The 14,744-nt window shown below is 71.0% G+C and carries 11 protein-coding genes; 2 read left to right on the top strand and 9 right to left on the bottom strand.

The features are described from left to right. Positions 1-112 precede the first annotated feature (112 nt). The 9 genes from AB0J42_RS12880 to AB0J42_RS12840 form a co-directional block, all read right to left on the bottom strand. A complete protein-coding gene (locus tag AB0J42_RS12880; RefSeq protein WP_364292508.1) occupies positions 113-589 on the bottom strand; it encodes a universal stress protein in 477 nt (158 codons plus the stop codon). A gap of 68 nt (positions 590-657) precedes the next feature. Continuing rightward, positions 658-963 (bottom strand): hypothetical protein, encoded by a 306-nt coding sequence (locus AB0J42_RS12875; RefSeq protein WP_364292506.1) that lies wholly within the window; start codon positions 961-963, stop codon positions 658-660. A 395-nt stretch (positions 964-1,358) separates the two neighbouring features. Beyond that, positions 1,359-2,156: a CBS domain-containing protein gene (locus AB0J42_RS12870; protein WP_364292503.1), complete on the bottom strand. Its 798-nt coding sequence runs from the start codon at positions 2,154-2,156 to the stop codon at positions 1,359-1,361. Further along, positions 2,153-2,989 (bottom strand): universal stress protein, encoded by an 837-nt coding sequence (locus AB0J42_RS12865; protein ID WP_364292500.1) that lies wholly within the window; start codon positions 2,987-2,989, stop codon positions 2,153-2,155. Before AB0J42_RS12865 ends, AB0J42_RS12870 begins: the two co-directional genes overlap by 4 nt. A 112-nt stretch (positions 2,990-3,101) precedes the next feature. Beyond that, positions 3,102-3,824: a respiratory nitrate reductase subunit gamma gene (narI, locus tag AB0J42_RS12860; protein WP_364292497.1), complete on the bottom strand. Its 723-nt coding sequence runs from the start codon at positions 3,822-3,824 to the stop codon at positions 3,102-3,104. After that, entirely contained in the window at positions 3,821-4,441 is a 621-nt protein-coding gene (narJ, locus tag AB0J42_RS12855) for a nitrate reductase molybdenum cofactor assembly chaperone (RefSeq protein WP_364292494.1), read from the bottom strand. The genes narI and narJ overlap by 4 nt, the downstream gene beginning before the upstream one ends. Further along, a complete protein-coding gene (narH, locus tag AB0J42_RS12850; RefSeq protein ID WP_364292491.1) occupies positions 4,438-6,099 on the bottom strand; it encodes a nitrate reductase subunit beta in 1,662 nt (553 codons plus the stop codon). The genes narJ and narH overlap by 4 nt, the downstream gene beginning before the upstream one ends. Further along, positions 6,099-9,758 carry a nitrate reductase subunit alpha gene (locus AB0J42_RS12845; protein WP_364292488.1) on the bottom strand — a complete coding sequence of 1,220 codons (3,660 nt, stop codon included), beginning with the start codon at positions 9,756-9,758 and terminating at the stop codon, positions 6,099-6,101. The genes narH and AB0J42_RS12845 overlap by 1 nt, the downstream gene beginning before the upstream one ends. A gap of 15 nt (positions 9,759-9,773) precedes the next feature. Beyond that, the gene (locus tag AB0J42_RS12840; protein ID WP_364292485.1) at positions 9,774-10,967 is read right to left on the bottom strand and encodes an MFS transporter; all 1,194 of its coding nucleotides are present in this window, start codon (positions 10,965-10,967) and stop codon (positions 9,774-9,776) included. Between the two features lie 148 nt (positions 10,968-11,115). On the opposite strand from AB0J42_RS12840, the gene AB0J42_RS12835 reads away from it, so the two are divergent. Both AB0J42_RS12835 and AB0J42_RS12830 read left to right on the top strand, forming a co-directional pair. Next, entirely contained in the window at positions 11,116-12,531 is a 1,416-nt protein-coding gene (locus AB0J42_RS12835; protein WP_364292482.1) for an aminotransferase class V-fold PLP-dependent enzyme, read from the top strand. A 405-nt stretch (positions 12,532-12,936) separates the two neighbouring features. Next, positions 12,937-14,742: an alkyl sulfatase dimerization domain-containing protein gene (locus AB0J42_RS12830; RefSeq protein ID WP_364292479.1), complete on the top strand. Its 1,806-nt coding sequence runs from the start codon at positions 12,937-12,939 to the stop codon at positions 14,740-14,742. Positions 14,743-14,744 lie beyond the last annotated feature (2 nt).

Raw genomic sequence — 14,744 nt, 5'->3', positions numbered from 1 at the left:
ATGAGGTGCCGTTTCGTACGCAAGGCCGGGCCGGTTGTCTCGTACGGTCAGGCCACGGATCGGCGCATGACCGGCGAGGGTTTCGTCACCTGCCGGTCATGCGTACGCGCGGTCAGTGGGAGGCGGCGGCGACGGCGGCGAAGGGACGGCGGGCGACGGGCTGTGCGGCGCCCACCACGGTCACCGGGCACGGCGGCCAGCGCAGGCAGGCCAGCAGCACCGCCCCGAGCCTGCCATCGCCCGCCTGGTGCGCGGCCGAGCCGAGCACCAGCAGCGCCGCACCCCGCGCCTCATGCCGCAGCACCGCCTCGGGCCTGCCCCGGACGGCCCGCCCGGCCACCTCGAGGTCCGGATGCGCGGCCCGTACGCGGAGCAGCGCCCGTTCCAGCACGGCCTGCGCCTGCTCACCCGCCCCGAGCAGCTTCCTCCTCGGCCGCGCGTACGGGGCGAAAGCGCGTTCGCGCGTCTCCCAGGCGTGCACGACGACCAGCCGCGCCCCGGTCAGCGCCGCCTCGTCCGCCGCCCACGTCAGCGCCGCGTCGCAGTCACCGGTGCCGTCGACGCCCACCACGATGTCCCGATCCTCCATGTCTTCATCGTCGGTGCCCGGACACTCTCGCGGCAGGTGCCGTTCTGCCCGACTTCATAGGTCTTTGGTCAATCCTTGGTGAGGAGGTACGGGCGAGCGAAGTCGGAGTTGTCCACCACCACGTCCGCGCGGGAACGCGGGTCCGCCTCACGCTGGTAGACACGCTCGGCGGCCAGATACCGGTCACGGTGCAGAGATTCGGCGTCCGAACCGGCCCAATCCCGGTCACGCGCGGCACCACGGGCGACCGACAGCTCCTCGTCGATGTGCAGCCAGACGCGGAAATCCCAGTAACCGTCGATCTCCGGCCGGAAGGCGAACACCCCGTCCACGATCAGCACACTGCCGGCGAAGAGCGGAACGGTGACCGCCAAATGATCCACCTGAGTGAGAGGGTCGATCGAACACAGCGCACACGCGCCAACTCGTCTTCCCCGAAGCGGTCAGCCCGTCGACCCCCACCAGCAACCGGCCGTCTCCCCGCCCGAGCACCCGCCCGGCGATGTAGGCGATCAGCTGCTCACGCTCGGGGGACGCGGGGCCGGGGCAGGGCTGCTGCCAGGTGGAGACGGAACGATAGATCGTCGGCACGGGCCCAAGCTATCGGCCCTCTCGCGTACGGGGTAAGGCACGTACGGAGTGACCACCGGGCGCAGGCGCACTGCTCGCCACGGACGAGGCGACCACCGGGCCCCCGCGCGCCACATGACGGCGGCGGCCTGGGTCCCTGCCGGGTCCGATGTCACGAACGTATCTGTGGTCCCGGGTGTCAGGGAAGGATGGGCTGCAGGCGGAAGATGCCGGTCAGAAGCTCACCCGGCTCACCCTGCTCCTGGCCGGGCTCGATGCGGCCGGCGACGGCGGCGAGGACGTCGCGGACGGTGATCAGTCCGACGATGCCGCCCTCGCGCACCACCGGGACCGCGTCACAGCCGGCGTCGAGCATGATGGCGGCGACCCGGTGCAGCGGGGTCCCCGGCATGACGCGCGGCCTGCGCCGGCCCGACAGCAGCGAGCCGACCTCGCGGACCGACTGCTCACCCGGCCCGCAGGTCCAGGTCGCGGCCAGGTCCTCGCGGGTCAGCACGCCGAGCACGTGCCGGCCCTTGACGACCGGCAGGTGGTGGACGCCGGCGCGGCGCATCAGCTCCCAGGCCAGGAACGGCGACTCGCCGGGTTCGACGGCGACCAGGACGCGGCTCATCACGTCCGCCGCGGTCAGCTCCTCGACGGCGGGCCTTTCCCGGTCCTCGGCAGGCTTCTCATGAGTCTCCTGAGCGGCCCTGTCGCGGGTTTCCTCCACGCCCGCCGGGTCCCGGGCTTCCTGCCGGGTGAGCCTGTCCGGGGTCTCCCGGCCGGCGGGCCGCTCACGGGCCGCCTGGTCTCGGGCTCCCTCACGGGCGGCCGTGTCCCGGATCTCCTGCCCGGCGGGCCTGCCCCGGGTCTCCTGCGTGGCAGCCCGCTCCCGGGTCTCCTGGCCGGTGGGGCGCGGCTCGGGGCGCCGGCGGCCGGGCGGTTCCGCAGCGGATGCCCGCGTGGGCGGGACGAGACGGGTGGTTGCGGTCATGACTCCTCCTCAGGGCGCGGGCGGACGACGGCGACCGGGCTGATGACATGGTGCAGCACGCCGTGGCTGACGGAGCCGAGGACGGCCGCGGCCAGCCCGCCCCGCCCCCGCGACCCCACGACCACCAGGTCGGCCTGCCGGGACGCCTCGATCAGCAGGGCGACGGGATGCTCGCACGCGTCCTCGTCGGTGATGCGCACGTCCGGGTTGCGCTCACGCCACGGCTCGACACGCTCGCGCGCCGCCCGCGACTCCTCATGCATGATCTCCTCGACCAGCGCGTTGTAGGCGACCGCGTACGGCGAGTACGCCGGCATGGTCCACCCGTAGACGACGTGCAGCTCGGCGTCGCGGTGCCGGGCCTGCGCGATGGCGTACTCCATGGCGGCCGAGGCGTGCTCGGAGCCGTCGTAGCCGACGACGATCCGCCCGTGCTCGATCGGCGCGGGACCCCGCACCACCACCACCGGCCCCTCGGCGTGCCCGGCGACGGCCACGCTCACCGACCCCATCACCAGGCCCTTGAACCCGCCGAGCCCCCGGCTGCCGATCACTATGCTGTCGGCGGTGGCCGACTCGGCGATGAGCGTCGGCGCGACCTCACCCGGCAGCAGCTCGCTGGTCACCTTGACGCCGCCGATCGCGCGGGCCCGGTCGGCGGCGGCGTCCAGGGTGCCCGCGCAGTACTTGGTCTCGCCGCCGTGCCGCCAGTGCTCGCACACGTGCACCAGCCGCAGGTCCAGCCCCCGGCGGCGGGCGTCCAGGGCGGCCCATTCCACCGCCGCGTTCGCCGGGGCCGATCCGTCCACGCCGACCACGATCTGACCGGTCATCGCAAGCCCTCCCTCATGCCGTTCTCCGCTCTCACCTCCAGCATCACCCCTCGACCACGGCCCTACCCGGGGAAGAAGGCCCGGAACAGACGGCCTTTGGTCCCGAAAACACTCACCGGCGCGTGCCCGGCCGCCAGCCCGGCGTCCGGGTGACCGGCTCACGGCTGCGGTAGACGATGTACGGCCGCGTCAGATAGCCGACCGGCGCCGTCAGCATGTGCACCAGCCGCGTGAACGGCCAGATCGCGAACAACACCAGCGCGCTGAAGGCGTGCAGCTGGAACAGCGGCGGCGCCCCCGCCATCAGCTCCGCCTCCGGCTGCAACGCGAAGATCGACCGGAACCACGGCGAGACCGTCACCCGGTAGTCGTAGCCGCCGCCCAGCACGTTCGCCGCCACCGTCGCCGCCAGCCCCAGCACGATCACCAGCGCCAGCACCGCGTACATGAGCTTGTCGTTACGGGTCGTCGCGGTGAACACCGGCCCCACCGTCCGCCGCCGGAAGATGAGGATCGCCAGCCCCGCCAGCGTGCACACCCCCGCCACGGTGCCCAGCACCACCGCCAGCACGTGGTACATGCCCTCGGTGATCCCCACCGCCTGCGTCCACGACTTCGGGATCACCAGCCCCGCCACATGCCCCAGGATCACCACCAGGATCCCGAAGTGGAACAGCGGGCTGCCGATCCGCAGCAGCCGCGACTCGTACAACTGCGACGACCGCGTCGTCCAGCCGAACTTGTCATAGCGGTAGCGCCACACATGCCCCAGCACGAACACCGTCAGCGCCACATACGGCGCCACCACCCACAGCAGCAGATCCAGCGCGCTCATCGGGCCCCTCCATCGGTGCGCAGGGACGGCCCGTACGGCGGCAGCCCCACCTCCTCCGCCGGCGGCCCCTCCGCCGCCAGCCGCGCCGCCGCCGCCCGCTCACGCGCCGACGCCGGCGGCAGCGTGGCCAGCACCGCGGCCACCACGTGCGCGTACGGGGAACCCTCCGACTCCAGCGCCTGGAGCAGCAGGTCCAGCCCCGGCCGGTGCTCCCGCAGCAGCCGCCCCGCCTGCGCGGTACCGCCCCGCGCCGACAGCTCGCACACCACCGCCAGATGGTCGGGCAGCTCCCCCTCCGCCGGCTCGAACCCCGCCTCCCGGAAGGCGTGCTTGAACCGCAGCAGCGCCATCCCCCGCTTCCGGGTGTCGCCATAGGTGTAATACGTCAGATACGGGCAGCAGCGCCGCTTCATATCGAACGTCGCCACATAGTGCTCGGCCAGCTCCTGCGCCGGCGTCGCCGCCGCATGGTCGAGGAAGGCCCGCAGCCGCCGCGCCGGCTCACCGTCCGGCATCGCCCCGACCGTCTGCCTCAGCAGCGGCAAAGCGTCGGCCAGCCGCTCGTCCGGATAGCTCAGCAGCACCGACGCGGTCAGATGCACGGCCCGCTCGATCACCGCTCCTCCTTCTTCTTCTTGCGGCGCGGGAACAGCCCCTCCGGCGTGCCCTTGCCGTCCCAGTTCAGCAAGTTGACCCGGCCGCGCAGCTCATCGGCGCGCTCCAGCTCCTGGCCCTGCTGCCGTTCCCGCAGCGCGTGGAAGTTCTCCACCGCCACCGGCGCCGGCGTCCCCGACGCCTCACCGAACGGCCCGCCCATGCCCGGCCCGCCCTCGTAGTCCAGGCTGCACCCGGTCGCCAGCTCCTCCAGGTCCGCCGCCTGCTCGGCGTGCGCCTTCGGGATCACGTACCGCTCGTCGTAGGGGGCCAGCGCCAGCAGCCGGTGCATCGCCTCCACCTGCGCCCCCGTCATGCCGACCGCCGCCGCGATGCTCTCGTCGGGCTCCTGCCCCAGGTTGAGCCGGCGCATGTACGAGCGCATCGCCGCCAGCCGCCGCAGCACCGCCTTCACCGGCTCCGCGTCACCCGCGGTGAACAGCTCCGCCAGATACCCGATCGGGATCCGCAGCGACTCGATCGCGCCGAACAGGTTGCCCGCCTCCTCACCGTCGTGCCCCGTCTCCGACAGCACGTCCACCACCGGCGACAGCGGCGGGATGTACCACACCATCGGCATCGTGCGGTACTCCGGATGCAGCGGCAGCGCCACCCCGTACTCGAAGATCAGCCGGTGGATCGGCGAGTTCCGCGCCGCCTCCAGCCAGTCCTCCGGAATCCCCGACGCCCGCGCCCCCGCGATCACCTCCGGATCCGCCGGGTCCAGCAGCACGCCCTTCTGCGCCTCGAACAGGTCCTTCTCGTCCGGCGTCCGCGCCGCCTCCGCCACCCGGTCCGCGTCGTACAAAATCAGCCCGATGTAGCGCAGCCGCCCCACGCACGTCTCCGAGCAGACCGTCGGAATGCCCACCTCCACCCGCGGGAAGCAGAACGTGCACTTCTCCGCCTTGCCGGTGCGATGGTTGAAATACACCTTCTTGTACGGGCAGCCCGTCACACACATCCGCCAGCCCCGGCACCGATCCTGATCCACCAGGACGATCCCGTCCTCCGAGCGCTTGTACATCGCCCCCGACGGGCACGACGCCACACACGACGGATTCAGGCAGTGCTCGCAGATCCGCGGCAGATAGAACATGAACGCCCGCTCGAACTCCAGCCTCACCTGGTCCGACACCCGCCGCAGCACCGGATCGTCCCTGACCAGCTCCGGCCCGCCGCCCAGGTTGTCGTCCCAGTTCGCCGACCACGTGATCTTCGTCGGCTTGCCCGTGATCAGCGACGTCGGCCGCGCCACCGGCGTGTCCTGCGACATCGGCGCCGAGAACAGCCGGTCGTAGTCGTAGGTCCACGGCTCGTAGTAGTCCTGGATCGACGGCATCAGCGGATTCGCGAAGATCGTCAGCAGCTTCCGCAGCCGCCCGCCCGCCTTCAGCTTCAACCGGCCGCGCGCGTTCAGCTCCCAGCCGCCCTGCCACTTCTTCTGATCCTGGTACGTCCGCGGATACCCCAGCCCCGGCCGCGTCTCCACGTTGTTGAACCACACGTACTCGGTGCCCGCCCGGTTCGTCCACGCCTGCTTGCACGTGACCGAACACGTGTGACAGCCGATGCACTTGTCCAGGTTCATCACCATGGCCAGCTGGCCCATGACCTTCATCAGTAGTCGACCTCCTGGGAACGCCGCCGGATCACGGTCACCTCGTCGCGCTGGTTCCCCGTCGGCCCGAGATAGTTGAACGCGAACGACAACTGCGCATACCCGCCGATCAGATGCGTCGGCTTCACCAGCAGCCGCGTCAGCGAGTTGTGAATCCCGCCCCGCCGCCCCGACGCCTCGCTCCTGGGCACGTCCACCACCCGCTCCTGCGCGTGGTACATGTACACCGTCCCCTCCGGCATCCGGTGCGACACGATCGCCCGCGCCACCACCACCCCGTTACGGTTGACCGCCTCGATCCAGTCGTTGTCCGCCACCCCCGCCCGCTCCGCGTCCGCCGGGCTCATCCAGATCGTCGGCCCGCCCCGCGACAGCGTCAGCATCAGCAGGTTGTCCTGATACTCCGAATGGATCGACCACTTCGAATGCGGCGTCAGATACCGCACCGTGATCCCCTCCGCCGAGGCCTCACCCACCCCCGGCTCACCGAACATCGCCGTCATGTTCAGCGGCGGCCGGTACACCGGCAGCGCCTCACCCGCCTCCTGCATCCAGTCGTGATCCAGATAGAAGTGCTGCCGGCCCGTCAGCGTGTGCCACGGCTTGCGCCGCTCCACATTGATCGTGAACGCCGAGTACCGCCGCCCCCCGGTCTCACTGCCCGACCACTCCGGCGACGTCAGCACCGGCACCGGCCGCGCCTGCGTGTCCGCGAAGCTGATCCGCCGGTGCTCCTCGGCCAGCCCGTCGAACGACACCCCCGTACGCTCCGCCAGCGACGCGAACCCCTGCGCCGCCAGCCGCCCGTTCGTCGTCCCCGACAGCGCCAGGATCGCCTCGCACAGATCCACGTCCCGCGCCAGCGACGGCCGCCCGTCCGCCGTCGACCCGTTCAGCCGCCGCAGCCGCTCGATCTCGCCGCTCAGGTCGTAGGTGATGCCCTTGGTCGTCGCGCCCAGGCTCTCCGCCAGCGGCCCCAGCGCCGCCATCTTCTCCGCGATCGCCCCATAGTCCCGCCGCACCTCCACGATCTTCGGGAAGTCCAGGCCCGGCGTCGGCGTCTCACCCTCCCGCCGCCAGTCCCGCACCCGCCCGTGCGGCGTCGCCAGCGCGTCCGGCGTGTCGTGCAGCAGCGGCACCGCCACCAGATCCGTCCGCGTCCCCAGATGCTCCGCCGCCAGCGCGCTGAACGCCCGCGCGATCGCGTGGAAGGCCGCGAAGTCGCTGCGGGTCTGCCACGGCGGATCGATCGCCGGATTGAACGCGTGCACGAACGGATGCATGTCGGTCGACGACAGATCATGCTTCTCGTACCAGGTCGCCGCCGGCAGCACGATGTCGGAGAACAACGTCGTCGACGTCATCCGGAAATCCAGCGACAGCAGCAGATCCAGCTTCCCCTGCGGAGCCTCCGCCCGCCAGGTCACCTCCTGCGGCCGCTGCTCCGGATCCGCCTCCCGCGCCCGCAGCGACGCGTCCGTGCCCAGCAGATGACGCAGGAAGTACTCGTCCCCCTTCGCCGACGACCCCAGCAGGTTCGCCCGCCACACCGTCAGCACCCGCGGCCAGTTCTCCGGCGCGTCCGGATCCTCACACGCGAACCCCAGCTCACCCGAGGCCACCCGCCGCGCCACATACCGGCCCGGCTCCACCCCCGCCGCCCGCGCCTCGTCCGCCAGATCCAGCGGGTTACGGCCGAACGTCGGATACGACGGCATCCAGCCCAGCCGCGCCGACTGCGACAGCAGATCCGCCGTCGTCCTCCCGGCGAACGCCCCGCCGCCCAGCGGCGAGGCCACCACATCCGCCGCGTACGTGTCGTACCGCCACTGATCGGTGTGCAGATACCAGTACGCCGTCCCGATCATCTGCCGCGGCGGCCGCGACCAGTCCGCCCCCGAGGCCAGATGCGCCCAGCCCGTCACCGGCCGGCACTTCTCCTGGCCCACGTAGTGCGCCCAGCCGCCGCCGTTCACCCCCTGGCAGCCCGTCAGCGTCACCAGCGCCAGGAACGCCCGGTAGATCGTGTCCGAATGGAACCAGTGGTTCGCCCCCGCCCCCATGATGATCATCGAGCGGCCGCCCGAGTCGACCGCGTTGCGGGCGAACTCCCGCGCGATCCGCGCCGCCTTCGCCGCCGGCACCGACGTGATCGCCTCCTGCCACGCCGGCGTGTACGGCTCGTCCGCGTCCTCGTAGCCCCCCGGCCAGCGGCCCGGCAGCCCCTCGCGGCGCACCCCGTACTGGGCCAGCAGCAGGTCGAACACCGTCGTCACCAGCTCGCCGCCGACCCGCCGCACCGGCACGCCGCGCTCCAGCACCCCGCCGCCGGAGCCGTCGAAGCGGGGCAGGCTCACCGCGACCGCCTCGCCCGTTTCCAGCCCCGTTTCCAGCATGGTCAGCGCGGGCTCCACCTCGCCCAGGTCCAGGTTCCACCGGCCCCGGCCCTGCTCGGCGAAGCGGAACCCCAGCGAGCCGTTCGGGACCGCCGCCTCACCCGCGCGGGCGTCCCACACCGCCGTACGGAACGCCGCCTCCTTCCCCTCCTGCCCCAGATCGGCCGCGGTGAGGAACTTGTCCGGCACATACTGGCCCGGCTCCCGCTCCCGCAACCGCACCAGAAACGGCAGATCCGTGAAACGCCGCACATAATCCGCGAAGTACGGAGTCGAGGAGTCGACGAAGAACTCCTTCAGGATCACATGCCCCATCGCCATCGCCAGCGCCCCATCCGTCCCCGGATGCGGCGCCAGCCACTCGTCGGCGAACTTGGCCGCGTCACTGAAGTCCGGCGACATCACCACGACCTTCTGACCCCGATACCGCGCCTCCGTCATGTAATGCGCGTCCGGGGTCCGCGTCACCGGCACATTCGAACCCCACAGCATCAGATACGAGGCGTCCCACCAGTCAGCCGACTCCGGCACGTCCGTCTGATCCCCGAACACCTGCGGCGACGCCACCGGCAGATCCGCATACCAGTCGTAGAACGACAGCATCGCCCCGCCGATCAGCGAGATGAACCGCGACCCCACCGCATGCGACGCCATCGACATCGCCGGAATCGGCGAGAACCCCGCCACCCGGTCCGGCCCGTACGTCTTGATCGCATGCACATGCGCCGCCGCGATCATCTCCGTCGCCTCGTCCCACGAGACGCGCACCAGCCCGCCCTTGCCCCGCGCCGACTGATACCGGGCCCGCTTCTCCGGATCGGAGGTGACCTCCGCCCACGCCGCCACCGGATCACCCAGCCGCGCCTTCGCCTCCCGGTACATCCCCACCAGCACCCCCCGCGCGTACGGGAACCGCACCCGCGTCGGCGAGTAGGTGTACCAGGAGAAAGCCGCCCCGCGCGGGCAGCCGCGCGGCTCGTACTCCGGCCGGTCCCCGCCCACGCTCGGATAGTCCGTCTGCTGCGCCTCCCACGTGATCACGCCGTCCTTGACGTACACCTTCCACGAGCACGAGCCCGTGCAGTTCACGCCGTGCGTCGAGCGCACCACCTTGTCGTGGCTCCACCGGTCCCGGTAGAACGCGTCGGCCTGCCGCCCGCCGATCTGATGCAGCGTCCGCAGATCAGGCGACATCGTCCCGGCGTGCAGATAGCGCCCCAGCCGGAGCAGCGCATCCGTGAGCGGCCCGTCCATGCCCGACATTTCGCTCTCTTTCTGTTAAGACCGCGCGCGGACGCGCAGAATGAACCAGCAGTAGACGAAGGCGCCGAACGCCATCGCCGCCAGCAGCATCAGCCCGATCGAGTACGAGCCCGTCGCCTGGAAGATCAGCCCCATCACGATCGGCGGCAGAAACCCCCCGAGCCCGCCGGCCGCGCCCACCACCCCGGTGACACTGCCGACCCTCGCCACCGGCACCACCCGGCCCAGGATCGCGAAGACCGCGCCGTTGCCCAGCCCGAGCGCCGCCGCCATGCTCAGGAACCCCGCCGTCGCCAGCGGCATCCCCGGCTCGAACGACACCACGATCGCGCACCCGAACACCACCAGCAGCACCCACGACAGCACCACCTCACCGCCCACGCGGTCCGACAGCCAGCCGCCCACCGGCCGCACCAGCGTGGCCAGCACCACGAACCCCGCCGCCCGGGCCGCCGCGTCGGCCACCGTCAGCCCGTACACGCTCTGCAGATACAGCGGCAGATAAACACCGAAAGCGACAAAACCCCCGAAAGTTAGCGCATAAATACCCGCCAACTCCGCCGTCACGCGCATCCGCGCCGCCGAAACGAACTTCCTCAGAAACGACTCACCCGACGGCCTCGCCCCCGGCGCATCCCGCCCCACCAGCAGGAACACCACCCCGGTCACCGCCAACGCCACCGCCACCACGAAAAACGGCGCCCGCCCCCCGAACTCCCCCGCCAGCCACGGAGTCACAAACCCCGAAATCGCCGTCCCGATGTTCCCCATCCCGAACACACCCAGCGCCAACCCCCGGCGCTCCGGCGGAAACCACGCATTGACGAAAGGCACCCCGATCGCGAACGTCGCCCCCGTCAACCCCAGCAGCAACCCACCCGCCAGCAACATCGGATACGACACCGCGAACGCCAGGAACACCACCGGGACCACACCCAGCAACGACGCCACCCCGAACACCATCCGCCCGCCGAAACGGTCGGTCAGCGCCCCCAGCACCACCCGCCCCAGCGACCCCACGATCACCGGCACCGCCACCAGCACCGACACCTCGGCCGCACTCAGCCCCAGCGACTCCTGATAAACCGGACCCAGCGGACTCAGCAACGCCCACGCCCAGAAATTCACCGCGAACGCCAGCGTGGCCAGCACCAAAGCCGTCACACGGCTCGAACGGGACGCTAGAGAAGCGGGCGGCGCGGCAGTCATCGAGTCCACCTCCGGTCGGACGCTGGATACCCTCAGCCTTCTCGAGACCCCTATGCCCACTAAAGAGTCTTTGGTCCCACGGATTCAGGCCAAACGCAGATCACGCCGCCCATCCCTAAAAACGGACAAAACCCCTAACCTGGCAGCTATGAACCACCACCCCACCCCCCTCGACCTCGACAAAGACACCATCCTCGAACTCGGCCGCCACACCATCGACCACATCGCCACCACCACCGCCGAACTCGAAACCGCACCCGCCAGCCACTACCCCCCGACCACCCACCACCACGAACTCCGCAGACCCCCCGCCGACGAACCCGGCGACTTCACCACCCTCCTCGAAACCTTCCGCCAAGCCGCCACCCACGGCGTCAACACCGCCGGCCCCGGATACCTCGCCTACTTCCCCGCCGGCGGCCTCATCTCCTCAGCACTCGCCGACCTCCTCGCCCAAGCCGCCAACCGCTTCACCGGCGTCGCCCAGACCGCACCCGCCCTCGTCGCCATCGAACAAGGCATCCTCACCTGGCTCGCCCAGCGATTCGGCCTCCCACCCGGCGCCGCCGGCCTCATCACCACCGGCGCCTCCCCCGCCACCCTCTCCGCCGTCGTCGCCGCCCGCCACACCCACCTCGGCGACGACCACCGCCACGGCACCCTCTACGTCACCGAACACACCCACCACAGCGTCGCCAAAGCCGCCCGCATCGCCGGCCTCCCCACCACCAGCATCCGCCTCGTCCCCAGCGACAACCACCTCCGCATGGACCCCGACGCCGCCGCCCACCTCATCACCACCGACCGCGCCCAAGGCCGGCACCCCTTCCTCCTCGCCGCCACCGCCGGCACCACCAGCACCGGCACCATCGACCCCCTCCCCCAACTCGCCGCCCTCGCCCGCCGCGAAAACCTCTGGTGCCACGTCGACGCCGCCTACGGAGGCGGCTTCCAACTCACCGCCCGCGGCCGCACCAGACTCAGCGGCATCGAACACGCCGACTCCATCGCCTTCGACCCCCACAAAAGCCTCTTCCTCCCCTACGGCACCGGCGTCCTCCTCGTCCGCGACCCCCGCCACCTCCACGCCGCCCACGCCGCCGACGCCGACTACCTCCAAGACATCGACCGGCTCGGCGACCTCCCCGACTTCGGCAACCTCGGCATCGAACTCACCCGCGACTACCGCGGCCTCCGCCTCTGGCTCCCCCTCCACCTCCACGGCGTCCGCGCCTTCGAACAGGCCCTCGACGAAAAACTCGACCTGGCCACCGAAGCCCACCGCGAACTCCGCGCCGACCCCCGCCTCGACGTCCCCTGGGACCCCGACCTGACCGTCATCGTCTTCCGCGCCCGCGCCGGCGACACCGCCAGCCGCGACCTCCTGACAGCCATCAACGCCACCGGCCGCGTCTACCTCTCCAGCACCACCCTCGGCGGCCGCTTCTACCTCCGCATGTGCGTCCTCAGCGTCCGCACCCGCCCCCACCACGTCCGCCGCGCCCTCGACACCATCCGCGAGGCGTTGGACGACCTGCAACTTTCCTCGTCGGAGCTGGATTGATCTTTTGCAAGATCATTTGTAACTAGCCAAGCGCCTGTACAATGTAGATTCGTACATAGCAGAACTCCGGGATGGTGCTGCGCGCCAGAGCGGGCGCGCAGCACCTCTCCTCCCCCTCACCGCCGCCCCTCTCCCCCAACGAGAAAGCTCTGTCGTACGGCCGGACGCCCTCCCCTACCCCGGGTTGTCAGTGGCGCCTGCGACCGTGTGCCGCGTGGATGCGATTCGAAGGGCCGGATCCACGTACTGCGCCGAGCCGAGGAGCTGGGCACCGACGCCCCGGTCCGTTCTCTGTTCAGGTTTCTGTGCCCGGACGCGATCGGGCCCTGACCGCTCCCCTCCGGGTGTGGGTTTCTTGGGGATTGGCTTGCCCTTGTCGAAGACGACTGCGGGCACGACCGTCGCATGGCAGATCTTCCCTTCCACGATCGGGCGGACTTCGACGACGCCGATCGCGGCTTCATCGCGAAGCTGACGCCCGCCCTGGTCAAGGCGGCTGACGGCAGAGTCGTCTGGGACAACGACTCCTATGACTTCCTCGACGGCGAGTGCCCGCCGACCGCGCACCCGAGCCTGTGGCGGCAGGCGCGGCTCTGCGCCAAGCAAGGGCTGTACGAGGTCGCCGAGGGCATCTATCAGGTACGCGGCCTCGACCTGTCGAACATGACCCTCGTGGAAGGCACGAACGGCGTCATCGTCATCGACCCGCTCGTCTCCACCGAGTGCGCCGCCGCAGCGCTCAAGCTCTACCGCGACCACCGCGGCGACCGGCCGGTCACCGGCCTGATCTACACCCACTCCCACGTGGACCACTTCGGCGGCGCCCGCGGCGTCACCGACGGCACGGGCGTCCCCGTCATCGCGCCCGCGCGCTTCATGGAGCACGCCGTCTCCGAGAACGTCTACGCCGGCACCGCCATGAACCGCCGCGCCGCCTACATGTACGGCCAGCACCTGCCCCGCACCCCGGACGGCCAGCTCGGCTGCGGCCTGGGCATGGGCACCTCGGCCGGCACCGTGTCGCTCATCCCGCCCACCCTCGACGTCACCCGCACCGGCCAGGAAGAGACCGTGGACGGCGTCACCGTCGTCTTCCAGCTCACCCCGGGCACCGAGGCCCCGGCCGAGATGAACTTCCTCTTCCCCGACCGGCGCGCCCTGTGCATGGCCGAGAACGCCACCCACAACCTGCACAACGTGCTGACCCTGCGCGGCGCCGTGGTCCGCGACGCCCGCCTCTGGTCCCGCTACCTGACCGAGGCGATCGCCCTGTTCGCCGACCGCGCCGACGTGGCCTTCGCCTCCCACCACTGGCCCACCTGGGGCCGCGAGCGCATCGTCGCCTTCCTGTCGCAGCAGCGCGACCTGTACGCCTACCTGCACGACCAGACCCTGCGCATGCTCAACCGCGGCATGACCGGCGCCGAGATCGCCGAGGCCATGCAGCTGCCGCCCGCCCTGGAGCGGGCCTGGCACACCCACGGCTACTACGGCTCGGTCAGCCACAACGTCAAGGCGATCTACCAGCGCTACCTCGGCTGGTTCGACGGCAACCCCGCCCACCTGTGGGAGCACCCGCCGGTCGAGCTGGCCCGCCGCTACGTCGAGGTTCTGGGCGGCACCTCCGCCGTCGTCGCGCTGGCCGGCCGCTACCTCGGCGAAGGTGACCTGCGTTTCGCCGCCACCCTGCTCAACCACGCCGTCTTCGCCGACCCCGGCGACTCGGCCGCCCGCGGCCTGCTGGCCCAGGTCTACACCCGGCTGGGCCACGGCGCCGAGAACGCCACGTGGCGCAACTTCTACCTCAGCGGCGCCCGCGAGCTGACCGGCCCGCCGTCGAAGCCCGCGACCGACACCGTCTCACCGGACCTGCTCGGCGCCCTGACCGCCGAGCAGGTCTTCGACTCGCTGTCCATCCGCGTCGACGGCCCCGGCGCCTGGAACGAGCGCTTCACCATCGACTGGCACCTCACCGGCACCGGTGAGCGTCATCGCACCACGATGTCCAACGGCGCCCTCATCCACGAGGGGAACCCGTCCGGGGACGGCGCGGACCTGACGCTCCGGCTGACCAAGGACCGCCTGATGGGTCTGCTCAACGGCGAGGGCGACACCGACGGCCTCGACCACGACGGAGACCTGACCGTCCTGCGGCGGCTGACCGCCGTCCTGGAGCAGCCCATCCCGGACTTCGCCATCGTCACGCCCTGATC

The organism is Nonomuraea sp. NPDC049649 (assembly GCF_040675175.1).
Classification (GTDB): domain Bacteria; phylum Actinomycetota; class Actinomycetes; order Streptosporangiales; family Streptosporangiaceae; genus Nonomuraea.
Note: the sequence above shows the minus strand (reverse complement) of the source record. Positions and strands in the feature narration are given on the sequence as shown.

Coding starts and splice junctions, on each gene's coding strand:
- AB0J42_RS12880 (WP_364292508.1), bottom strand. CDS start 589: ATGGAGGATCGGGACATCGTGGTGGGCGTCGACGGCACCGGTGACTGC.
- AB0J42_RS12870 (WP_364292503.1), bottom strand. CDS start 2,156: ATGACCGCAACCACCCGTCTCGTCCCGCCCACGCGGGCATCCGCTGCG.
- AB0J42_RS12865 (WP_364292500.1), bottom strand. CDS start 2,989: ATGACCGGTCAGATCGTGGTCGGCGTGGACGGATCGGCCCCGGCGAAC.
- narI (WP_364292497.1), bottom strand. CDS start 3,824: ATGAGCGCGCTGGATCTGCTGCTGTGGGTGGTGGCGCCGTATGTGGCG.
- narH (WP_364292491.1), bottom strand. CDS start 6,099: ATGAAGGTCATGGGCCAGCTGGCCATGGTGATGAACCTGGACAAGTGC.
- AB0J42_RS12845 (WP_364292488.1), bottom strand. CDS start 9,758: ATGTCGGGCATGGACGGGCCGCTCACGGATGCGCTGCTCCGGCTGGGG.
- AB0J42_RS12840 (WP_364292485.1), bottom strand. CDS start 10,967: ATGACTGCCGCGCCGCCCGCTTCTCTAGCGTCCCGTTCGAGCCGTGTG.
- AB0J42_RS12835 (WP_364292482.1), top strand. CDS start 11,116: ATGAACCACCACCCCACCCCCCTCGACCTCGACAAAGACACCATCCTC.
- AB0J42_RS12830 (WP_364292479.1), top strand. CDS start 12,937: ATGGCAGATCTTCCCTTCCACGATCGGGCGGACTTCGACGACGCCGAT.